General features: G+C 41.0%; 23 protein-coding genes. 11 read left to right on the top strand and 12 right to left on the bottom strand.

Annotated features, from left to right (window positions below; genetic code table 11):
* Positions 1–325 precede the first annotated feature (325 nt).
* Both LP316_RS13640 and LP316_RS13635 read right to left on the bottom strand, forming a co-directional pair.
* On the bottom strand, positions 326–1,501 hold the full coding sequence (locus LP316_RS13640; RefSeq protein ID WP_193021697.1) for a hypothetical protein: 1,176 nt from the start codon (positions 1,499–1,501) through the stop codon (positions 326–328).
* 117 nt (positions 1,502–1,618) lie between these two features.
* The gene (locus tag LP316_RS13635; RefSeq protein WP_193021696.1) at positions 1,619–2,521 is read right to left on the bottom strand and encodes a LysR family transcriptional regulator ArgP; all 903 of its coding nucleotides are present in this window, start codon (positions 2,519–2,521) and stop codon (positions 1,619–1,621) included.
* 126 nt (positions 2,522–2,647) lie between these two features.
* On the opposite strand from LP316_RS13635, the gene LP316_RS13630 reads away from it, so the two are divergent.
* Positions 2,648–3,259, top strand: coding sequence for a LysE/ArgO family amino acid transporter (locus tag LP316_RS13630; RefSeq protein ID WP_226960750.1), 612 nt, complete (start codon positions 2,648–2,650; stop codon positions 3,257–3,259).
* Positions 3,260–3,331: 72 nt separating this feature from the next.
* On the opposite strand, the gene LP316_RS13625 is transcribed toward LP316_RS13630, so the two are convergent.
* A complete protein-coding gene (locus tag LP316_RS13625) occupies positions 3,332–4,498 on the bottom strand; it encodes an iron-containing alcohol dehydrogenase (protein WP_193021694.1) in 1,167 nt (388 codons plus the stop codon).
* A gap of 83 nt (positions 4,499–4,581) precedes the next feature.
* Here LP316_RS13625 and LP316_RS13620 point away from each other — a divergent pair, with 83 nt between their 5' ends.
* Positions 4,582–4,839, top strand: coding sequence for a hypothetical protein (locus tag LP316_RS13620; protein WP_193021693.1), 258 nt, complete (start codon positions 4,582–4,584; stop codon positions 4,837–4,839).
* Here the strand turns inward: LP316_RS13620 and LP316_RS13615 are convergent.
* A complete protein-coding gene (locus tag LP316_RS13615) occupies positions 4,836–5,402 on the bottom strand; it encodes a TetR/AcrR family transcriptional regulator (protein WP_193021692.1) in 567 nt (188 codons plus the stop codon). The two genes, LP316_RS13620 and LP316_RS13615, sit on opposite strands and share 4 nt — an antisense overlap.
* A gap of 136 nt (positions 5,403–5,538) precedes the next feature.
* Here LP316_RS13615 and LP316_RS13610 point away from each other — a divergent pair, with 136 nt between their 5' ends.
* Entirely contained in the window at positions 5,539–6,591 is a 1,053-nt protein-coding gene (locus tag LP316_RS13610; RefSeq protein ID WP_193021691.1) for an efflux RND transporter periplasmic adaptor subunit, read from the top strand.
* Positions 6,591–9,626: an efflux RND transporter permease subunit gene (locus LP316_RS13605; protein ID WP_193021690.1), complete on the top strand. Its 3,036-nt coding sequence runs from the start codon at positions 6,591–6,593 to the stop codon at positions 9,624–9,626. Before LP316_RS13610 ends, LP316_RS13605 begins: the two co-directional genes overlap by 1 nt.
* A gap of 24 nt (positions 9,627–9,650) precedes the next feature.
* Here LP316_RS13605 and LP316_RS13600 read toward each other — a convergent pair whose 3' ends face one another.
* Positions 9,651–10,706, bottom strand: coding sequence for a GGDEF domain-containing protein (locus tag LP316_RS13600; protein WP_193021689.1), 1,056 nt, complete (start codon positions 10,704–10,706; stop codon positions 9,651–9,653).
* A 154-nt stretch (positions 10,707–10,860) separates the two neighbouring features.
* On the opposite strand from LP316_RS13600, the gene LP316_RS13595 reads away from it, so the two are divergent.
* A complete protein-coding gene (locus tag LP316_RS13595) occupies positions 10,861–11,274 on the top strand; it encodes an acyl-CoA thioesterase (RefSeq protein ID WP_193021688.1) in 414 nt (137 codons plus the stop codon).
* Positions 11,275–11,638: 364 nt separating this feature from the next.
* Here the strand turns inward: LP316_RS13595 and LP316_RS13590 are convergent, their stop codons facing one another.
* The 4 genes from LP316_RS13590 to LP316_RS13575 form a co-directional block, all read right to left on the bottom strand.
* A complete protein-coding gene (locus LP316_RS13590; protein WP_193021687.1) occupies positions 11,639–12,247 on the bottom strand; it encodes a sulfotransferase in 609 nt (202 codons plus the stop codon).
* A gap of 318 nt (positions 12,248–12,565) precedes the next feature.
* On the bottom strand, positions 12,566–13,030 hold the full coding sequence (locus LP316_RS13585; protein WP_193021686.1) for a hypothetical protein: 465 nt from the start codon (positions 13,028–13,030) through the stop codon (positions 12,566–12,568).
* A 16-nt stretch (positions 13,031–13,046) separates the two neighbouring features.
* On the bottom strand, positions 13,047–13,247 hold the full coding sequence (locus LP316_RS13580) for a hypothetical protein (RefSeq protein WP_193021685.1): 201 nt from the start codon (positions 13,245–13,247) through the stop codon (positions 13,047–13,049).
* Positions 13,248–13,255: 8 nt separating this feature from the next.
* A complete protein-coding gene (locus LP316_RS13575) occupies positions 13,256–14,464 on the bottom strand; it encodes an EAL and HDOD domain-containing protein (RefSeq protein ID WP_193021684.1) in 1,209 nt (402 codons plus the stop codon).
* Between the two features lie 288 nt (positions 14,465–14,752).
* On the opposite strand from LP316_RS13575, the gene LP316_RS13570 reads away from it, so the two are divergent.
* Positions 14,753–15,061 (top strand): hypothetical protein, encoded by a 309-nt coding sequence (locus LP316_RS13570; protein ID WP_193021683.1) that lies wholly within the window; start codon positions 14,753–14,755, stop codon positions 15,059–15,061.
* A 31-nt stretch (positions 15,062–15,092) separates the two neighbouring features.
* On the opposite strand, the gene LP316_RS13565 is transcribed toward LP316_RS13570, so the two are convergent.
* Positions 15,093–15,647 (bottom strand): hypothetical protein, encoded by a 555-nt coding sequence (locus LP316_RS13565; RefSeq protein WP_226960851.1) that lies wholly within the window; start codon positions 15,645–15,647, stop codon positions 15,093–15,095.
* Between the two features lie 260 nt (positions 15,648–15,907).
* Here LP316_RS13565 and LP316_RS13560 point away from each other — a divergent pair, with 260 nt between their 5' ends.
* From LP316_RS13560 to LP316_RS13550, 3 genes are all read left to right on the top strand, one after another.
* The gene (locus tag LP316_RS13560; protein WP_193021681.1) at positions 15,908–16,702 is read left to right on the top strand and encodes a DUF2884 family protein; all 795 of its coding nucleotides are present in this window, start codon (positions 15,908–15,910) and stop codon (positions 16,700–16,702) included.
* Between the two features lie 117 nt (positions 16,703–16,819).
* A complete protein-coding gene (locus LP316_RS13555; protein ID WP_193021680.1) occupies positions 16,820–17,575 on the top strand; it encodes a tRNA-uridine aminocarboxypropyltransferase in 756 nt (251 codons plus the stop codon).
* On the top strand, positions 17,565–18,068 hold the full coding sequence (locus tag LP316_RS13550) for a GNAT family N-acetyltransferase (RefSeq protein WP_193021679.1): 504 nt from the start codon (positions 17,565–17,567) through the stop codon (positions 18,066–18,068). The genes LP316_RS13555 and LP316_RS13550 overlap by 11 nt, the downstream gene beginning before the upstream one ends.
* A 14-nt stretch (positions 18,069–18,082) precedes the next feature.
* On the opposite strand, the gene LP316_RS13545 is transcribed toward LP316_RS13550, so the two are convergent.
* Complete coding sequence (locus tag LP316_RS13545) at positions 18,083–18,976, bottom strand: LysR family transcriptional regulator (RefSeq protein WP_193021678.1); 894 nt, start codon at positions 18,974–18,976, stop codon at positions 18,083–18,085.
* A 130-nt stretch (positions 18,977–19,106) separates the two neighbouring features.
* Here LP316_RS13545 and LP316_RS13540 point away from each other — a divergent pair, with 130 nt between their 5' ends.
* Positions 19,107–20,609, top strand: coding sequence for a CoA-acylating methylmalonate-semialdehyde dehydrogenase (locus tag LP316_RS13540; protein WP_193021677.1), 1,503 nt, complete (start codon positions 19,107–19,109; stop codon positions 20,607–20,609).
* Positions 20,610–20,848: 239 nt separating this feature from the next.
* Positions 20,849–21,679: a PEP-CTERM sorting domain-containing protein gene (locus LP316_RS13535; protein WP_193021676.1), complete on the top strand. Its 831-nt coding sequence runs from the start codon at positions 20,849–20,851 to the stop codon at positions 21,677–21,679.
* 63 nt (positions 21,680–21,742) lie between these two features.
* Here the strand turns inward: LP316_RS13535 and LP316_RS13530 are convergent, their stop codons facing one another.
* Entirely contained in the window at positions 21,743–22,162 is a 420-nt protein-coding gene (locus tag LP316_RS13530; RefSeq protein WP_193021675.1) for a hypothetical protein, read from the bottom strand.
* Positions 22,163–22,223 lie beyond the last annotated feature (61 nt).

The following is a 22,223-nucleotide window of genomic DNA, read 5'->3' as shown; positions in this document are numbered from 1 at the left end:
GGAGAGCCGTCATCCCCTGACGTTGTTACACGTGTTCTGCTGCCATTTTGCAGTGCGTTTTTTCATTAATTATTAAAAGCTCGCTTTGAATTTATGAGGTTCCCGCCTCGATAATTGCTCCTGCATTATTCTACTTACTTACATCCATGTAAGCATTCGCGGGAATGACGTTTTGCTATAGTGAAAAATTGAGTTAATTGCCTCATAGCAACAACCTTATAAAGAAAACTTACTTCCGCTTTTGGCACCTATAGGACAGCCAGATTGAGTGCTAGTTAACCAATCTGGCAGTTCAAGCATAGAAAATTAGCGCCAAGCTTAAAGTTTAGCTAAATATTGCTTTCATCAGGTTGATTGAGTCGTCAACGGATTTACCCGCCTGAACACTTTTGATTATTGAATCACGCATTCCTTTGATAAATTCAGGCGTACTCTCGTCTTGTAAGGCGTGGTCAACTAACTGCTCAGCAGAGGCTTTAGTGCGCTTAACGGCAGTTGTTTTGTTGCTAGTTTTTGCTGGTTTATCGCGTAGTTTCAAATAGTTTGATTTACTCGCGTGATCTTCTTCTACAAATAAAAACATATCGAGTAAAGCAACGCGATAAGGCCAAATTGCTTGCTCGTTACTCGCTTCTGGCAATGCTTGGTTATACCAAGGTGATGTGCGAATGGTGCTTATAATTTCATGCCAGTAATCGATAAAGGCAAGGGGCGCTTGGCTGCGAATTTTCGAGACCCCTAAACCTTGGCATATCATGTCTACTTTGGCATTCGTTAGCGCGACGAACTGATCTGGGCGCAGCATGGCTAATAAACGCGTTGCAGGCATAAATGCGATTTTTTCATTCGGCAAGTACTTCGTAAATAACGCGATATACTGTTCAACAAAATCGAAATAGGCTTGTTCACTCACTTCACCGGTAGCAGGAATTGTCGCTAATAATTGCGCGATAGCTTGGGGCTGAGTGTTCACTAGGCTAATAAATGGTTTTGCTGCTTTTGTGCTGGCAAACCATTCAACATCAAATGGGTAAATACTCGGATCGTGTTTAGCACTGTGTTTACCAATAAGGGCGAGTTTGTCTTCTTCAATGAGCTGATCAAAAGCGATATCTTTTTTCGTTTGTAAATAGTCAAGTAACGCAATGCGCTCAGCTAAGCCATGGCGCTGACTATTTTGATCAATAAACGCGGCAAATACTGGCCATGGCATTACCCGAGATAATTTTATTTGGTCAACGCTAATGGCTTGCACTAGCGTGTCTTCAATTTTTTTCAGCGGTTTGAATTGATGATCGTCGAGTAAGGCGAGATTTAAGTCTTGTTGGCAAATGCGATGTAATTCAATGCACCAGTCGAGAAACTTCTCAGGATAGGTGTGCACCTTAACCGCCATAAAGTTTAAACTGAGCTGGGCAATATGCTGCAATATCTGTTGGTAATATTGGTTTTGGCTCTCGCTAAGGTTCATTTGTACGGGGGCGGTAAGTAGCTTTTTCATTAATTCTAGAAGGCATCACAGTTGACTAAAATAGCCGCGCATCATACTCAATTGATGCTGTTGTTCAAGGAGAAATCGAACAAAATTTGATGACTGCTCATTTGGTCGCCAAAGTGTTTATTTTGCCAACAACTCTTGGGCGAATTTTACTATCGCCTGTGATACTTCTCGATAAATACCGCGCTCTAAATGCCAGCTGTGCCAATAGAGTTGCTGCTGGATGCGCAATGACGGGGCAATATCGATGAGCTCACCGTTATCTAAAAACGCTTGGGCTTGGGTGGTGGGTAACAGTGAATAAGCGACACCAGCTAAGCTCATATTAACAAAGGCTTCTGAGCTTCTTACTTGGTGGCGCGGGTAGTCATTGGCGTTAAGATCAAAATGTTGTTTAATGAAGCTTGTGTGCATTGTATCTTGGCTATCAAAGCTGATCGCCGGAGCAAACTGTAACGAGGTAGCATTAACACCCGAGGAAAAATACTGCGAAATAAACTCAGGGCTTGCGCATAATACGTATTCAAGCATACCGAGGTGCACAGCTTTACCGCCCGAAAAGCTTGTTGATTGGCTGCTAATCGCACCAAATACCTCGCCTTTTTTCAGTAATTCATGGCTAACAGCTTCATTGGCGACTTTAAGATCCAATGCTATTTTTTGAGTTTTTAATACTGGTGTCATTGCCGGAATAAACCATGTTGCCAGCGTATCAGCATTTAACGCGATCGCGATTTGTTGGGTGGTGTTGGTGAGCTCGGGTCGCAATTCATCGAGCAGTGAGCTTTCGAGTTGTTTAATTTTTTGATAATGACTTAATAGCTTTTGGCCAATAGCCGTTGCTTCTATTGGTGTACTTCTGATCAGTACTGGCTGAGCCAACCATTGCTCGAGTTGTTTAATGCGTTGAGAAACTGCCGATTGGGTAATGTGAAGCTTTTTCGCCGCACCTTCAAAGCTTTGCTCGGCGATCACGCTATCAAGTGCCATGACCAACTTATAATCTAGTTTCTCTACTTTCATCTATCGAACCACTATGTAATTTGTAACTTATTGGATTAGTAAAGCTAATAATATATTAAATTTATTAATTTTACTTGTTTTGATTGGCTAGCTAAGCTGACACCATATTTTTTAAGGGGAATGGTGATGTTTTTAACGTTGGCGAAAGGTTTTGTCATTGGCGCCGGTTTAATTATGCCGATTGGCGCGCAAAACGCGTATGTGCTTAGTCAGGGGATCAAGCGAAACTATCATATATTAGCAGCGACGATTTGTATTATTTGTGACTTTATCTTGATGTCGCTTGGTGTCTTTGGTGGTGGTGCACTATTGAGTTCACACCCGGTTATCGCGCTTGTGGTCACCATTTTAGGTATCGTGTTTTTAACCGTTTACGGCGCGTTGTTTTTTAAAAGCTTTTATTTAGCTAGCAATGAACAAATGGCTGAACAAATGTCGCCAGTAACTAAGAAAACCGTGATCTTTACAACCTTAGCGGTAACCTTGCTTAACCCGCATGTTTATCTAGATACCGTGGTGTTAATTGGCAGTATTAGCAATCAATTTGATGAAGCCGAGCGGGTGTTCTTTCTCTTTGGTACCTTACTGGCGAGTTTAACATGGTTTTATATGTTATCGCTTGGCGCAGCAAAAATGTCACCTTGGTTATCAACGCCCAAGGTTCAAAGAGGGATTAACTTGTTGGTCGCATTGATCATGTGGGCTATCGCAGCAAGTTTGTTGACAACGCTACTATAGTGAATGAAGACTTCTGTGAGTTAAACGCAAACAGCCAGCACAGTATGTCGTGCTGGCTTTGAGCATTAGCTATTACAAGCTAGCGGTTAAAATAGCTTTAACTTTATCTAAGGTTACCGTTTGGTTTTCGCCCATTTTGGTCATTTTTAGCTGTGTTAATTGCGCAATGATTGGCTCAATAACGTCTTCACCTAACTGGTATTGGCTAAAACGGGTTTTCATCTCGACACTGGCAAAGAACTGCTCCGTTTTATCGATAATTGCATCAATGGTTTTATCGATATCGCCGTTAAATTGCTCCGCTGTAATCGCTAATACACGCTCGCCGTACTGTAGTAACTTTGCTTGCTTTTCTGCTCGCATTACCGACATCATGCGCGGGAGTACAATCGCCAATGTTTGCGCATGATCTAAACCGTACAGCGCGGTGATTTGGTGGCCAATACCGTGTGTTGCCCAGTCTTGTGGTACGCCTGCACCAATTAAGCCATTGAGTGCTTGGGTAGCGCTCCACATAACATTAGCGCGTGCTTTCTCATCGCTTCTATCATTGATTAATTTTATACCGTCAGCCATGAGGGTGAGTAAAATGCCCTCAGCAAATCTGTCTTGAATTTTGGCATCAACAGGGTAGGTTAAGTATTGCTCCATGACATGGACAAACGCATCGACAATACCATTGGTTACTTGTTTTTGCGGTAAAGAATTGATCACGCTAGGATCTAAAACGGCAAATTTGGGGTGAACGTGTTCGCTGCCAAAGGCGAGCTTTTCATTGGTCGCTTTCTTTGATACCACGGCAAAGCTGTTTGACTCCGAGCCAGTTGCTGGCAATGTTAGCACCACGCCGAGGTCAATTGCGCTTGTCACCTTGGCTTGTTTGGCAAGGATATCCCAAGGTTCACCATCAAAATGTGCGCCTGCGGCAATAAATTTACTACCATCAATAACTGAGCCGCCACCAACGGCAAGGATATAATCAATACCTTCTTTATTTACCAATTCAATGGCGTGAGCTAAGGTTTCTAAGCTTGGATTTGGCTCAATACCCGAAAATTCAAACCAGGTGTGGTTACTAAGCGCTTGCTCAACTTGCTGATAAATACCATTGCTTTTTATACTGCCACCACCATAGGTCACTAAAACACGGGCAGATTGAGGAATTTCTTTAGCAATCTTAGCAATTTGCTGTTCGCCAAAGTGAATTCTTGTAGGGTTGCTATAGGTAAAGTTAAACATGTTAATTTCCGTAAGTTATTGTAATATATTAAAAAGCATTCACTGCTCAATATTAGCTATTTAGTTTAGATGGTACCAATACGATGTCTGAAGATGGTTTGATCAAGTTATTAAAAATTGTCATTGTAATTGGCTTGTGCCTCTTGCTGTTAGGCCATTACTTAATTAGTTATGCCAATCTACCGCAGACTATGGGCGTTAACGGCATGATTATTAGCGCCGCCTGTGTGGCTATCGGTTTGATTTTGTCGTTGCCAACCAAAATGTACTTGACGTTTTTATTGGTAAAACGCGAAAACGATAAACGTAGTGCGGCCAAGAAAAATACCAAGCAAGATTAAAGCGTTGCTGTTCGATAAACCTTCAATAGCGCGCTAATTTGATCCTGTCGATTATCTTCTCGCCCCGTATTGACTAAGCCACTAAAAGTTATTTCAATTAAATAGGCAACTTCACTGGCCTGCATCGCTAATTTTTCTAAACAGACGCTACCGTCTTTTATGCCTTGGTTCAGTAGTTGTTCGATAATACTGCATTTGGCTTCTCTCATCTCGAGTAGCTCATTTTTACAGTATTTTTTCGCTGAGTAAATGAGGTCATTGCGTATGATCTCATCACCGATCTCTTTAAAAATTTCATCGCCCCATTTGGTTAAAAGCGCTTCTATTTTTTGCCAACAGCCGTGCTTTTCTTTGAGCATAATTGCCGATTGCTCAAGCATGTCAGCGGTATATTGGTTTAATACTTGTCGAAAAATCTGCTCTTTTGAGCAAAACTGTTTATGGATGGTAACGCGCGAGATATCAGCGTATTTACTGATCATCGAAATGGTTGTCGCACTATAACCGTGCTGATAAAAACAGTGTTTGGCGGCGTTAAGAATTTTAATGGTACTGGTAAGCATAAGAAATTCTTGGCAAATAAAAGCAATAGCTCGATTGTAATCGCTTTTGTTGAGAATTACAAAGTTTACAAAAATTGATAATGTGTTAACCTTTGCTTAAATGTTTGTGTTGATTAACACGTAAGAGAATAGTTTGATGAAAAATATATTCGTGGTCTTAGTTTGTTTGGCTGTTGTTGCTTGTTCAGATGTGCAACCTAATCAGGTAAAAAAAGAAACCCCTGTAATGGTTAAATTAGGTAAGGTGCAATTGATCAACGAAAATGCAACCTATACCTTCCCTGCGGAAGTTGATGCAGTAAGAACGATTGATGTGAGCTTTGAAGTGTCTGGTCGATTGGTTCAGCAAGATATTGTTACTGGCACGCAAGTAGAACAAGGTCATTTATTAGCAACTATTGATCAAACGCCATTTATTCATCAGGTTAAAGAGAAGACATCGCGAAAACTGCAAGCTGAACGCGAGCTAAATCGCATCAAGCAAATGATTGAAAAAGGCCTTGCGTCGCAAAGGGACTTTGATAATGCCCAAACCGCCTTTGAGTTAGCAGAACTTGAACTCAGTGATAGTCAACAGGAACTGAGTTATACCCAACTTTTAGCGCCCTTTAGCGCTCAAATTTCAGAACGCTTAGTTGATAATAATAGCTTTGTTCGCGCAGGTCAGCCGATTGCTAGAATGCAAGATATGTCAAAGATTTACTTTAAAATCAATGTGCCTGAAAGGGTAATTACCTCTAATACCGGTAAAAAAATTAAAGCGGCTACAGCAACTATTGGTAGTTTAGCTCAATCGTTTCCTGTGACTTACTTAGAGCATTCAACAACGCCCGATCCGATCACTCAAACCTACAAAGCCGTTTTTGCAATGGAACCAATAGAAGGCGTCAGTTTAGTGCCAGGCGCGAGAGCGGTATTAGATATTACTATCGAAGAGCGCAGTGAACAGCAGGTTCATGTAGTGCCTCTTTCTGCCGTTTTAGGTGATGATGAACAAGGTTTTTTCGTTTGGAAATACAACGTAGAAACTCAACGTGTTGATAAAACATCTGTCAAGGTTGTTAAGTTTGCTGACGATTTTGTCGCGATTGATGCTTCACTTTCAACAGCTGATATGATTGTCACGGCAGGTGCGAGTAAAATGTACCAAGGGCTATTAGTAAAGCCATACCGTGCGGAGCATGATTAATGGATATAGCACGTTATTCGATAAAAAATCCGGTTAATATTTGGCTATTAGTGCTAATTTGTGTGATCGGTGGTGTGGTTGGCCTATCGAATATTGGCCGATTAGAAGATCCTGCTTTTACCATTAAACAGGCTCGAGTAATGACCTATTTCCCTGGTGCGAGCGCTGAACAAGTTGAGCTGGAGATCACCGAGCGGATCGAGGTAGCCATTCAGCAAATGCCACAGCTAAAGCGAGTCACATCGATTTCTAAGCCAGGTATGTCAGAAGTAACGGTGGAAATCAAAGACAGCTATAAGTCATCAACCTTGCCACAGATATGGGATGAGTTGAGAAAGCGGCTACGCGATGCCCGGGCTCAACTGCCTCTTGGTGCTTCTGAACCACAAATCCTCGATGATTTTGGTGATGTCTTTGGTTTGTATTATGCACTAACAGCACCAGATTTTAGTCTTGATGAAATTCGCGAGTTTTCTCGCATTATTCGTCGAGAATTGTTAACCGCGCAAGGCGTAGCAAAAGTCGATGTCAACGGTTTGAGATCTCAACAAATTGTTGCCTATATGGATCCATATCGCATCGCTGGCTTAGGCCTTTCATTTCCCGATGTTATTGCCTTATTTAATGACAACCTGCAACCGTTTGACAGTGGTCGGGTAGAAGTTGACGGTAAAAAACTTCGTCTGTTAGTCGAAGATGCCGAGTCTCGTATCGACAGCTTGAGTAATTTAACGCTCGTTTTACCGGGCTCAAGCTCATCAATTAAAATTCGTGATATTGCTGAGTTAAGACTTGAAGAAAGCGAGGTGCAAAACTTCTTAGTTAATCACAATGGCCAAGAAGCCGTTACCTTATCGGTGTCTGCGATTAGTGATGTCAACATTGTCAGTGTTGGAGAGCAAGTTGATGAAAAAATAGCCCAGGTACTGGCGAAATTGCCAGCCGGTATTGAGCTAACGCCGATTTATAACCAAGCGAAAATCGTTGATCAAGCCGTTGAGGGGTTTATCGAAAACTTGATCATGTCAGTCGTCGTAGTAACGGTAACGCTATGCTTATTTATGGGGTGGCGTTCTGGTGTCGTTGTCGGCTCAGTGTTGCTGATCACTGTGATGGGCACTGTACTGATCATGTGGTTACTCAATTTGCAATTACAGCGAATTTCTCTGGGCGCTATGGTTATCGCCATGGGGATGTTGGTTGATAATGCCATTGTCGTTGCCGAAGGTATGATGCTGAGAATGAAACAAGGGAAATCTGCCATCGATGCCGCTAGCTTCATCGTTAAACGCACGCAATGGCCTTTACTTGGCGCAACAGTTATCGGTATTGCTGCGTTTTCCGGGATTGGTTTATCGAACGATTCAACCGGCGAGTTTTTATTTTCACTGTTTGCGGTTGTGCTAATTTCATTAATGTTGAGCTGGGTATTAGCGGTTAGTGTTACACCACTTTTTGGCTCGTATTTTTATCGCGTCGAAAAGCAAGCAGACACGCAACAAAAAATTAGTGGCTTTTTAAAAGGGTATTTGGGGTTATTGAATATTTCGCTACGCCATCGTTGGTTAACTGTTGGTTTGCTGGTTGTTATAACGATTAGTGCTTATGCGGGGTTTTCAAAAGTGAAACAAGGCTTTTTCCCCGCGTCGAATACACCGCTGTTTTTTATCCATTATTGGGGTAGCCAAGATAACGATATTCGTCAAACTCATGATGCGATATTAACCGTAGAAAAGGCGCTATTGCGCCATGATAAAGTCACCGCAATTACCAGCTTTATTGGTCGCGGCGCTGACCGCTATACGCTGACTTACAGCCCTCAAGCGCCGAACGAAAGCTATGGCTTATTATTAGTACGCATGGCTAATACTGATGATATTGATCAATATGCCAGTGATATCTTAGCAAAGGCGAAAGCAGCTAACTTAGATGCTGACTTTTATTTAGAGCGTTTGCAATTTGGCCCAGGCGGTGGTGCAAAGCTCGCTGTGCGTTTTTCTGGTCCAGATAACGATGTGTTACGTGATTTAGCCAACCAAGCGATGACCATCATGCGCGCAGATGGCGAGATACGCGATATTCGGCAAAACTGGCGACAAAAAGGTTTAGCCCTAAATACTCATTTTGATGAATACAATGCGGGCATTGCTGGTGTTTCTCGGACCGATTTTACGCGCGCTGTACAATACGCTTCGACGGGCGTACGTTTGGGCGTGTTACAAGATGGCGATTATGCGTATCCAATCGTCGCTAAAATGTCAGCGTCGCAAGATTCTGTTATTGGTGCTATTGAAAATAATCAGGTATGGAGTCAGCAACAGCGTCAATATATTCCATTTAAACAGCTGTCGTCAGGGGTAACCCTGGTCAGCGAAGAAGTGCTCATCCAACGACGAGATAGGATCAGAACCATCACTGTATTTGCCGATCCTGCTTTTGGCGAAACCGCTAATAAAGCATTGCTGCGTGTTAAAACGAAGATTGAAGCCATTCCATTACCCGATGGTTATAACATTGAATGGGGCGGTGAATACGAGTCATCAAAAAATGCCCAGAAAGCGCTTGGCAGTGGCTTACCTGCGGGATTTTTAGTGATGTTTTTAGTGTCGGTATTGTTATTTGGCAAGTTAAAACAACCTTTGATTATCTGGTTAGTCGTACCGATGGCGGTTGTTGGCGTGGTTAGTGGCTTATTGCTTGCCGATATGCCATTTGGTTTTATGTCGTTATTAGGCTTTTTGAGTTTGTTTGGCATGTTGATCAAAAATGCCATTGTCTTGATTGAGGAAATTGATTTACAAATTGCCGAAGGTAGTCCGCCCAATATGGCAGTTGTTGAGGCGAGTGTTAGTCGTTTGCGGCCAGTATCGCTTGCCGCAATCACGACAATTTTAGGCATGGCACCCTTGTTATTCGACGCGTTTTTCGCAGATATGGCGGTAACGATTATGGGCGGTTTGACGTTTGCTACTTTATTAACCCTAGTCGCTGTCCCTGTGCTTTACAGTTTATTTTTTAAGATAAAAGTTCGCTAATTTAGGTTGTTATAATCATATTGATCAGCCAATTCTTACTTGATTTCGACCGCCAGCTTTGGCTTCGTAAAGCATAACATCGGCGTGCTTTTTAGCTTCTTCAAAATCATATAAGGTAAGCGCTTGACTAATACCGAAACTAGCGGTGATATTAAAATGATGTTCAGCATCCTTAATGGGCGTTTGTTCGACGAGTTGTCTGAGTTTTTCACAAATACTTAAACCAATAGTGACGCTCGTTTGTGGGAAGACAATTAGAAATTCCTCGCCGCCAATACGCGCGACAATATCATCGCCACGGCAGTTTGCTTTGAGTAACTCTGACAGTTGGATCAGTGCTTGGTCGCCGGTATTGTGGCCATAAGTGTCATTGATCTGTTTGAAGTGATCAATATCAGCAATAATGACAGTCATCGGGAAGTACTTTTCTGGATCGATAGTTGCGGATTCAAGCAGGACACTATCTATGAAACGACGATTAGGAAGGCCTGTCAGCGAATCGGTATTCGCTTGTCTTTGCTTTTTTAGGTTTAATACTGACAACTCAATATAACTTTGAAATCGAAAATACTCTGCGATTAAACACAAGATCATCGCAACTAAATAGGCAGCCAAAAATCGAGATATTTCGACACTGCGATAATTTGCTGCCAAATTTTCAGGGTTTAGCAGTAAGATGATCAACACCAAATAAACCAATATATTTGCAACTAGTCCTCTGAAATAACCAAAAAAAACGAAGTACACAATAGGAAAGGGTAAAATCCAGTAGAGTCCTGTGTTTTCATGACCACCTGAGTAAGCTAGATAGATAACGAGAAAACCAATGCCGATCGCACCGGTTAACATCGCCGTTTGGAAATACCGGTGAAAATGTGAGCATAATGCATTGACAATAAAAAATAGGCCAACAACATTGAGTGTAATTTGTAATGTCAAATAGCTGTCTGGCTGTTGGTTGGCGAAATAGAGAATAATCAAGCTACACAAATAGCTCAGCATGTAAAACACAAGCTTTTTCCGCTTTAGCTCTACTTCTTCAGACGACTTCAAACTAATAAATTTTTGCCACCAATCCATAAACTTACTCGAATTCACACACTCTATATAATAGTAGTTAAGCCCTACTGCATGTACAGTTTTACTTGTCTTTTGGTGGTCTAACCACTTACCAATGTTATAGAAGCAGGTTATAATTACGATAATTTTTATATCTTAAACATAGAGGCTTTTTATGAGGTTTTTATCTCGTCGTCTGGTGATGCCGAATGATCTTAACTATGCAAACTCACTTTTTGGTGGCAGAGCGCTTGAATGGATTGATGAAGAAGCAGCTATTTACGCCATTTGTCAGCTAGAAACAAACTGTTTAGTGACTAAGCATATTGGTGAAATAAGTTTTGAATCAGCAGCCATGCAAGGTGATGTTGTTGAGTTTGGCTTGCGTACCAAAAGTGTTGGAAAATCTTCGATTACAGTAACTTGCATGGTACGCAACAAGGTCACTAAAAAAACAATTTGTATCGCTGATGATATTGTCTTTGTTAAGGTTGATCCGCAAACCCGTAAACCTGTACCTCATGGCAAAACAATCGAGCAACTGCACAAACAAACCATTGACGAAATCAAAACATTAAATATGGATTAGCCGACACGAGCGCCTATTCAATGCAGGCTCATCGTTGCAGATATAGGTGTTATTGGTGCTTTCTTTGATAGCTATTGATAATTTTTTGTCGCTTTTTGCGCTTTAGACGCTGTTGCAGTTTTCTCTTGTGATACTGGTCTAAGTAATAGGAAAGCCCAACTATCGCCGTTACTATTGCTAGGCATATAGCCAGTATTTTGACAGACAATCCACCGCTCGATAAAGCGATCAAAGCAAAACAGCTAATAACCAAGACAACTTCTTTCATCAGGCACCAATCAAACTTCTATGAGAGCTTGATATATTACCTAAGGCTCATCAACACTAGTGTATGGAGATGTAATTTGTCGGTAACTATTTGTTATTATTTTAAATTACTATCTACTTTATTGATGTGTTTGATTGAATTCCAATACGTGATCTTGCCACCAATATTGACTTGTTTAAAACCACTGATCGGTGCTGAATCTATCGCTAAGAATGACAGCAGTTGAGTAAAGCTTTCTGGCTGAGCGACATCAATAACTAACAACCTATTGGGTTGCTCCTTAAAACAATTGAGTACAGCATGGTAGTGCTGTTGATAAATGCTAGATAGGAACTGATCGCTATTGATGTTATCTCGGGTTAATGGTGAAAAAACACTTTGATAACATCGTTTTAGCGTCGGATTGAAGCCACCATCAGTACGAGTAACATTTTTGAACATTCGATTGAGTAACTGTTTTATCGATGGCAGCCAAAGCGCTGAATCACGTGTTAAATGAACAAACTTTGCCTCAGGGTATTGCTTTGATAACACCTCAAAATCACAAAATATAGGCGTATCAGCGATCACTTCTGCGCACGAGCGTGCTTCGGCTGAATAGGCCGTATGAGCAACTTTAAAACCAAGGTCTAGCATCGCTTGACAAATACTGGTTGTGCCTGTTCTAGGTAAACCGGTAATGAAAATTTTTCGGGGAGCTTTCATGGCGGCAAGAATAACCTAGTTACTCGGGTTTGAGTAGTAAATAATTAATACCAAGTGAATTAACTATTTGATCACTCAGCGAGATTTAAAAGGCTTTTAGACAAGGCTTTCATTGCCGATAATGGTTATTCCCTTATCAAAATCAGTAACGAAGTATAAAAGCCTTTTAAACTCGCCCTTGGGAGCTCATCAGAAAAGTGATAATTTCACAAATTTACTTGATGTAGAATGACTACACCTGCATAAATTTCTTTTATTCTAACTTCCCTGACGTAGCTCTGAGTCGGTCAAATATTTATTTCAATTGGTATAATAGTGCTATGCGCGATTAAATACTTTCTTCAAGCGATGCCAGATACTTGGCTCGGCCATTTGACCTAGATCATAGCTGTGCTCGAGTAAGCCAAAACGCAGCGAGTAAGTACTACCGTGACCCCAAGGCCACCATATGGCGATCAGGGCAGGGCAATCATCGGTTGCCGATTTTGTGTAATAATGCTGACCTTTAGACAACTTGCCGTAACGGATTAACTGTTCGCGTAAAATGCGAGGCGCACTTTTAAAATTGTTGACATGCCAATGCTCAGGTAACTCTTTGGCTACTAGGGCCTGAATGTCTGGTGCAAAGTTACGTGCAAAATGCGTTAATAGGACTTGATGTTTATCATCCCATTCCCAAGCTAAGTCAGCGGTTACCCTAGGCTGGTTTATTTTGTTAAAAACACTTTCTACCGCGCTAATTAATGATTGGCAATGGTCTTTCGTCAATTGCTCTTGAGGCATAATGTAAGCTTTATTTTTATTGTTTTTCGATTAAATAGTCTTTGTATTGTTTGATAGCAAAGTATCGAATAGACTTTTTATGAGTTACCTTTTTGGCGATAAGCAGTTCATCAGCATAAATTTTTACGATCTGTTTATCACCATTTCTATCTGCCTCAAACTGATGATTGGGGTTAAGCCGTAAATCATCAAATTCTGAGCGCATGATAAGCTTCATCTGATTTCCTATATATCTAGGCTAGCAACCCACTTACTGGCTTTAACAAACTCTTGCGCTACTACGTCTTTTTCTAGTTCAAAGTTAGCGAGCAATGGTTCGATATCGTCTTGGCCTTGAATAAATCTACTGGTTAATACCAGCAATTCACCGAGTAAACCACTGCGGTTGATCAACGCGTTGCGGATTTGCTCAGCTAATGGCATTGTCGCCATTATCTCGGCCATTGGCATTTTAAGTAACACTTCCATTGAACTTAACAGGCCGGTAATAAATGCATATTCTCGGATCTCTTTAAATTGTGGATGTGCGGCAATAGACGACATTAATTTACCGGTAACGAGTGATTGCTTGGCGATCTCGTCAGTGCTGTCTGAAGTTAATTTTGATAGTGCTAGAATTGACACGAATTGCTTCAAACTCTCTTCACCTAAGTAGGCTGCAGCTTGTTTAAGCGAGGTGATTTCTACTTTTGTACCGACAGCAACATTGTTAACCATCTTTAATAAGCCAACACTTAAGTTAACGTCATGCCCAATAATCGTTGCAACCGCATTAAAGCTAAATGGTTCTTTGAAGGTTTCGCTGATCAAGTTAAGCATTTGCGCTTTCATTGGCGCGAGTGTTTGGCCTTCAATAATTTCAGGAACGTGATAGAAGAACCCCTGGAAGTAGTTAAATCCTACTTCAGCAAGAGATTGACGTTGAAAAACCGTTTCAACTTTTTCTGCTGCAAGTTTTATATTGAATGGGCGCATGCGAGAAAGCGCTTTAAACACTTGTTTTGGGTTAACTTGTTCAATATCAATTTTCAAAATTGAAATGTAAGGAAACAAGACGTCCCATTTCTCGTTCAAATCATAGTCATTTAAGGCGATTTTATAGCCTTTGTTGTGATAAAACTTAACGATTTTTATTAACCGCTCTGAAGCTGTTTGATGACCAACAATTTCGATAACAATACTGTTGTTATCGAACATCAATGGGTACTTGTTGATCAAGCAATGTTCAGTAAAATTGATAAAAGCTTTTTTGCCCATGCAAATTGCTTTTATGTCACCATGAATATGATTCTGAATGATTAATTTTGCCGTTGCGATGTTTTTATCGATAGCGGGAAACTTGTTGTCGGGGCTATCGCGGAATAACAATTCGTATCCGATAGTATTATTTTTGGCATCAAAAATGGCTTGGCGAGCAATATAAGTGTTATACATTATTCTTATAAAACAGGGTTAATATATTGTTAAGGTTAAGATAACCTAACTAGTTGCCATTTTACTAGTAAAAACCTTAACTAATTAGCTTTTTCTTTCATTATGTTATTTAGCGGTTAATAAAAAATTAACTTAAATCAGTGGATTAAAATGACTTTTTAATAAAATAAATTTTATTTGGTGATTGTTAATCAAAGCTTGCAATTTTACATATTTCGACTAAAGAGTTTGTCACGCTTGCCGATAAAATAAACAATTATCACTAAGGACGTTTATTGAGAGTTAGTTGTGCGCCAGTTAAATTCATTAGGTCAGGTTGTGTCTCCAGAGGCTTCGTCAACAGCGGTGACGTTCAAGAACTTAAAAAACGATCAGCAACAGCAGTCTCAACCCAAAGCTAAAGCACAACAACGTCAATCAAAAGATAAAGTGCCAGATAAAAGCAAGCGTGCAATTAATTCGCCAGATGTTGAACGACGCTCAGGTAAAGAGCGTCGCCAACCCGATCAGCAAACAAGAAAGCGTTGGATTGAATCTCGCCAACAACCCGATAGACGGGAACCCAATCAACAACCCAAAGTACGTTTTGTAATTTAGCTTGTTTAAACGCTTATTGAAGCTCAAACAGCTAGTCGCTGTAACCCCAAGGTGCCGCTGGTGGTGTAATAGGTTTGGTTAAATCAAAATCTACGCGAAACTCACGAGCAGGTCTTACCATGCGATAAGTAAACGTCTTAGGATAGATAAAAAACTGCCAGGTATTGTCGTTGGATACCGGAATCGCCATTCTGACAAATAAATCTTTAGTGAACTCGTCGGCAGGAAACGATTGTACTTGCGGGTAACCTGCGTCTTTAGTTAATCCACCGTACATCGTCAGCTCATCTTCGGAACCGTCTTTGTGGCGATGATCGTGCTTGAGCTCTAAGCCACCGTGTTTTTTGGTAACGATCCAAGTGCGCGAGGCATCACTACCCACGTGAAATGGAATTTGAATTTGGTTGTCATCACAATAACGCACATGCATTACTAAACGGCCTTCAAAACCGCCACTTTTTGGCGTGTCAGTGACTACTTTTCCTTCAAACGCTTTACCGCAATACTGAGAAAGTTGATTGAAAAACTGTTGTTGTGACTCGGGTAGTTGATTGTTGCCATGCCCTAACGCATAGCCACTTAGCATAGTTGTTGTTAGGGCAATAAGAGATAGTTTCATTGATCAGACTTATTGTTGGTGAAAGAAGTAGCAAGATACACAAATAATTGGTTTATTTCACTACTTTATCTCTATTGTTTTGTTACCCTTAGTTAGTCTTTTTTTCATAAGTCAATGAAAAGTATAGGGTTAAAATTTTTGGCACTGGATTTGTAAATAGGAGAAGACAAACTTAACAAGTTAACGGCATTAGCCAAACTTAATTGGATCATGAATAAGGGATCGCGATGAAAACATTACCAACAATACTTGTACTAGCGGCAACAACCTCATCTACCTTTGCTTTGGCGGGCAATAACTGTGATGTCAATTTAGATGCAAATTTTTCACTAAAAGATAATCAAATCATTTTTTCAGATGATCACCAACATGAACTATATCGTATCACGGCTAAAAATGAGTTAGTTATTGATAACCATAATGTTCGTCTATCAGCTGCTGGACAGTCGTCGTTAAATGCTTATGCTTCAGGTATTCGTGACGTCGTACCACAAGTTCGCGATGTTGCTATCGAAGGCGTAAATATTGCCATCGAAGGGGTTAATTTAGCCTTTGATGGATTATTAGGTGAAGGGAACGATGTCTCTGAAGATTTGACCTTTGAGTTATCACAAATTCGCGATCAACTAGCACATAAGTTTGACTCAGGCTCAGGTATTTATATTGGCAATGGCCATGACATGGCTGAGGATGTTTTTGGCGAAGACTTTGAACAACGTTTTGAAGATGTTTTAGAAAGTGCTATTGAACGCTCAATGGGCAGTTTATTAATGGCTGTGGGTCGAGAAATGATTTTCTCTGGTGGCGATATGGAAGCATTTGAAGCACGCATGGAAGATTTTGGTCATAATATCGAAAGCCAAATGGAAGCGCGTGCAGAAAATATTGAAAAAAGTGCTTATGCCTTGTGTGAGCAAATTGTTCACATCGACAAGCTTGAAGATGAGTTAAAAGCCAATGTGCCAGAACTGAGTAAAATTGATGTCTTACACGTTCATGGACATAGCCACAAAGATATTTAATACACACTCAAAAACTTACAGATTACTCCATGTGTTTTGCGGGCTTTTAGCCCGCTTTTTTGTTCTATCTTCGCTTAGGGGCTTGCAAATTGAAGTGATACTGGTAAAACAGCGACTATGAATCCATATCAAACACTCTATCAGCAGCGCATCGCGCAATCGACCAAGCCGTTTAATGCCCGCGGTAAAGGCGTTAAGCGTTGCCTATATTGCCAAGTTGCAAAGGTCAATTGTATTTGTGGTTTGAAAGTAAACCATAGCGCTAACGCGGGTTTCGTCTTATTACTGCACGATAAGGAAATATTGAAACCCAGTAATACAGGACGCTTGATTAACGATGTATGTGATGATTTCTTTCCTTTTATTTGGTCGAGGACTGAACCTGATCAAGTATTGCTTGATCTACTGAGTGATCCTAGTTGGTACCCTATGGTGGTATTTCCTGCTCAATATGCTCAAGCTAATCAACAAGTGATCACAAGCAAAGTTGAGTTGGCTGCTCAGCAACGGCCTTTATTTATTTTACTTGATGGTAGTTGGCGTGAAGCGCGAAGAATGTTTAGAAAAAGCCCATACCTTAGTGGTTTACCGCTTGTTACCCTGCCGGAGACTCAGGGAACTGACAGCACAGATTCTCGATTTGCCTTGCGCAGCGCTCAAATAGACAACCATTTGGCAACGGCAGAAGTTGCCGCTAAGGTACTGGCACAACAAGGCGAGCATTTAACCGCAGCATTATTAGATTTGTGGTTTGATGTTTTTTCTTGGCAATATCAAAAAAGCGTTTGCCAAACAGCCGTTGGTTCGGCGACATGTTTGACTGATTATCGCGAGTTTGTTCAAGTACAAGGATTAACTTACTGTGAAAAATAAAACAATTAAGATGAACTCAGCCCGTTTGTATTTACGTGAAATGCAGCTTAACGACGCTGATTTTATTCGTTATTTATACAATCAACCGGATTTTATTAACTACATTGGCGATAAAGGCATTGAAGACCAAGCAGCAGCTCGTGAATACATCACTTCAGGGCCAAAACAAAGCTACCACGAGCATGGCTTTGGTTTATTATTAGTGTGTTTAAATGACGATACCCCGCTCGGCGTATGTGGTTTACTTCAACGCGAAGATTTACCCATGCCGGATTTAGGTTACGCGATAGCGCCTGAGTATTATCAAAAAGGCTATACTAAAGAAGCCTGCTTGGCGGTGCTCGATTACTATCAACAATATCAACAGGTCTTAGCTATCACAGATCCAACTAATATCGCATCAATGAGTTTATTGAATTCCCTAGGTTTTGATGAGGTATCGAATCAGTATACCGGTTGGGGTGAGTCGAAAATTTTCGAGTTGACCCGATAGTTGTGCAAACCAAGCTAATGTTCAGGCATTAAAAATGCCTGTTTATCAATACATAACTGCTTTAAAAACTCCCAGACATGAGCAACTCGCGCCAGTCTTTTACACTCGGGGTGGGTAACCAGATAAAAGGTACGAGCTATTTTTATCTGATCATTAAAAATAGGAGTTAGCGCTTCATCTTGCTCGGCTAAAAAACAGGGTAACACGCCAACGCCAATGCCGTTTTTAATTGCTTGGTATTGGCTTATTACACTGTTTGATCGAAATACCGGTACTATGTTGTCGGTTAACTCATTAAAATAGGCAAGTTGCTCGGTATAAAGCATAGAATCGACGTAACTGACCCAAGGCAATTGATTAATTGAGCTAACTTGCTGTATTGCACGTTGACCAACCGCACTGTGCTTGTTGACGTAGAGCTTTAATTGATAATCACACAGTTTAGTGACGATCATCGAGGTATTTTTGGGCTTTTCAAGCGAGATGGCAATATCGGCTTCATTGCGACTAATTTTGACATCGCGCGTAAAATGAAGCAGGTCGAGCTCAATATTGGGATGTTGTTGATAAAATAGCGGTAAATTAGGCGTTAAGAAATAACTCGCAAATGCCTCTGTTAAACCAAGGCGCACGAGCCCTGTTTGATCGGTATTTTCTAACGCTATCTGATTAAAAGCACTGAGTGCTTGCTGCTCCATGCGCCGCGCTCGCTCAAGTAACTCAGCACCATCTGAGGTCAACTCATGGCCATCAATACTACGTTCAAACAGTTTAGTACTCAGTTGCTCTTCAAGTTTGTGAATACGACGAGAGACCGTAGACGCATCTTTTCCTAAGCGTTTAGCTGCTTGTGCGAGCTTTTCGGTGCGCGCAACTTCTAAAAATATTTTAATATCTTCCCAATTCATTGCGAAAGTATACTTTAATTTTAATGGTTTGCATATTTACAAGCTGCCATGCAATTATGCATATTGCGTCACTGCTTAATAAAGCATACCTTTAGCTCGATACAATGATTACAAGCAATAAGGGTTCGCAATGACGATCAAAGAAATTCCCCTGATTATTAATGGCGAAAAAGTTCGCTCAAAAACTGATACTTGGTTAGATGTTTTAAATCCAGCGACTCAAGAAGTTGTCGCTAAAGTGCCTATGGCAACAAAGGAAGAGGTTGATGCAGCGGTAGCATCAGCTCAAGCAGCGTTTAAAACCTGGTCACAAGTGTCGTTAACGAATCGCATGCGTATCATGCTTAAATTCCAAGAGCTTGTTCGCCAACACACAAGTGAAATCGCTGAATTAATTACCCAAGAGCACGGTAAAACCTTACCTGATGCAGAAGGCGAAGTTGGGCGTGCTTTAGAAGCCGTTGAAAATGCCTGCTCGATTACACGTCTACAACTTGGTGAAATGGCGAATAACGCCGCAACAGGTGTTGATGTTTACACATTGAACAAGCCACTAGGTGTTGGTGTCGGTATTACTGCATTTAACTTCCCAGTGATGTTACCAGCCTTTATGTTCCCACCAGCGGTTGCTTGTGGTAACACTTTTGTTCTAAAACCTTCAGAGCAAGATCCATCGTCAACTATCCGTTTTGTTGAGTTAGCTATAGAAGCAGGTATTCCTGCTGGTGTTTTAAACGTTGTCCACGGCGGCGCTGATACGGTTAACCAGCTATGTGAGCACGATGACGTTAAAGCCGTATCATTTATCGGTTCAACGAATGTCGGTACTCATGTTTACAATCACGCGAGTAAGCACGGCAAGCGAGCACAAGCGATGATGGGCGCTAAAAACCACATGGTGATCATGCCGGATGCCAATAAAGATCGCGCTATTAATGACTTGTTAGGCTCGGCATTTGGTGCTGCTGGTCAACGTTGCATGGCAAACCCTGTGACGATTTTAGTCGGTGAAGCGAGAAATTGGTTACCAGAGATTGCCGAGCGTGCAAAACAAATGAAAGTTGGCCCAGGTACAGATCGCGAAGCCGATTTAGGCCCAGTGGTATCGCCACAAGCGAAAGCACGTATTTTATCTATTTTAGATAGCGGTGTAGAGCAAGGTGCGACATTACTCGTTGATGGTCGTAACTGTGTTGTCGAAGGCTATGAGCAAGGTAACTTTGTTGGTCCAACAATGTTCTCAAACGTTACCACAGACATGGATATTTATACTCAAGAGATTTTTGGTCCAGCACTTTGCGTATTAGAAGCAGAAACACTCGAAGAAGCTATTGCCATCATTAACGCCAACCCTAACGGTAATGGTACGTCAATTTTTACTTCAAGCGGTTGGGCTGCACGTAAGTTTGAAAATGATATTGATGTTGGTCAAGTTGGCATAAATGTGCCAATTCCTGTGCCAGTGGCTTATTTCAGTTTCACTGGTTCAAGAGCATCTAAGTTAGGTGACTTAGGGCCAAACGGTAAACAAGTGGTTAGTTTTTGGACGCAAACTAAGTCAGTTACCGCGCGTTGGTTTGAGCCAGACCATCAAGATGGTAGCGCCGTTCACACAACAATTAGCTTGAAATAAATGTAAATTTTGTGTTATAAATGCCGGCTCTAATAGCCGGCTTTTATATAGCCAAAACAAATAAAAAAACAACAGATCAGACGTGTTGGTTTTTTTTACAGTATTCAATAACTTAATATTTATAATGCGTATAAGTTGTTGGTTTTAAATTGGATTTTTGTTTTGGCGTAATAATTGCTTTGTTACGGTTAGTCTAAAAGATTTATTGATGAGTATTGCAAATGATTAAAAGGATATTAATGAAGTCGTTTGCCTCAATGTTGTTTTTAGCAGCGTTTAGTGCAAATTCTGATTCATACACGATTTCATTTGATGAAAGCGGTTTACGTGCCCCAACTGACGGCAATAACTGTGCAACATGTCAGTGGAAGTACAGTAAAAACAAAGGTCAGATCATTGATGAGGAGTTTACCTCATCGGGTCACATCGGTGCTTTAGGTGGCGTAGATGTTACCTTTTGGGCGCAAACTGACTGGAGTCACTGGGGAAGCTCAAATGTTTCATCAGATCCTAACGCGTTCAACAACGCAAATTCAGATTTATTCTTAACACTGTTTAACACGGATGCAACTTGGGCAACACAAGATGAAGACTTGAAAGTTGACCAAGGTAATGTCGCCATTATCCACGAGCGCAATGAGCAATGTAATTTGGCTTGGAATGGCGGTAAAGGCTTGTGTAAAGATCCTGATGATCGTTACTCAGGTAACAATCCTCACGGTGGCTTTATCTTTGTCGAGTTTAGCGAAGCGGTGAGTTTAAAATCGATCGATTTAGCTGATATGGAAGACGGTGCCAACCAACGCGGTTCATTTAGCTTCTACGGTTCAGCGGGTAATATGATTGACAGCGTTGAGATGATGACAGTGACAGGTAACCGCGGTTATGCAAAACACGACTTCTCACTATCTGATACAATTTCATATTTGGTGATCCGCATGCAGGGCTCGGGTGGTTTTAAAAACTTATCTTTTAACACGGCTTCTGCAACTCAAGTACCAGAGCCTAGCACTATGGTGTTATTTGCACTAGCTTTGCTACTGATTTATCGTCAGAAGGCTTCAGCGTAAAGCAATATGTTTCAATGAAAAAAGACCGGTAAAGCCGGTCTTTTTTTTGCGTCTAACTTAAGGTTAGTTTTCTATTACTACGCGTGTTTGTTGATAGCGCTCAAGACAAGGAGAGGGGCAATCTATTGTTTCAATAAATATATTCCTTTCAGCCCAAATAACCGCCAAATCGTATACACAAAATGAATACTTAGTCACCTCGCATAGCCAAGTTTCAGCCTCTTTTACATACACTCTCGTAAATAGCTCGTTGTCATTTTGCCACCAACACAAAATTAAATAGGGGTATGTAGCGCCTTCATGAAAGATCGCAAATGACGGGGTCATAGCCCAGTTGATATCAATATGTGTTTTGGCCTGAATTAACGCATCACTAAAGTGAGCGTGATTGACCGACTTAGCATTGGCTGAAATGGTGTAGATTTTTGTTCCTGTATCATCTATCCAGTTTGGTTCTTGTTCAATTTTCCTTGGAGTAAACATCTTTTTCAGCCTCTATAGCCCATGTCACGAAATATTTAATGAAATGGGCACGATACCAAGT

It is taken from the genome of Thalassotalea sp. LPB0316, assembly GCF_014898095.1.
GTDB lineage: Bacteria > Pseudomonadota > Gammaproteobacteria > Enterobacterales > Alteromonadaceae > Thalassotalea_G.
This window is presented reverse-complemented; position numbering and strand designations above follow the sequence as displayed.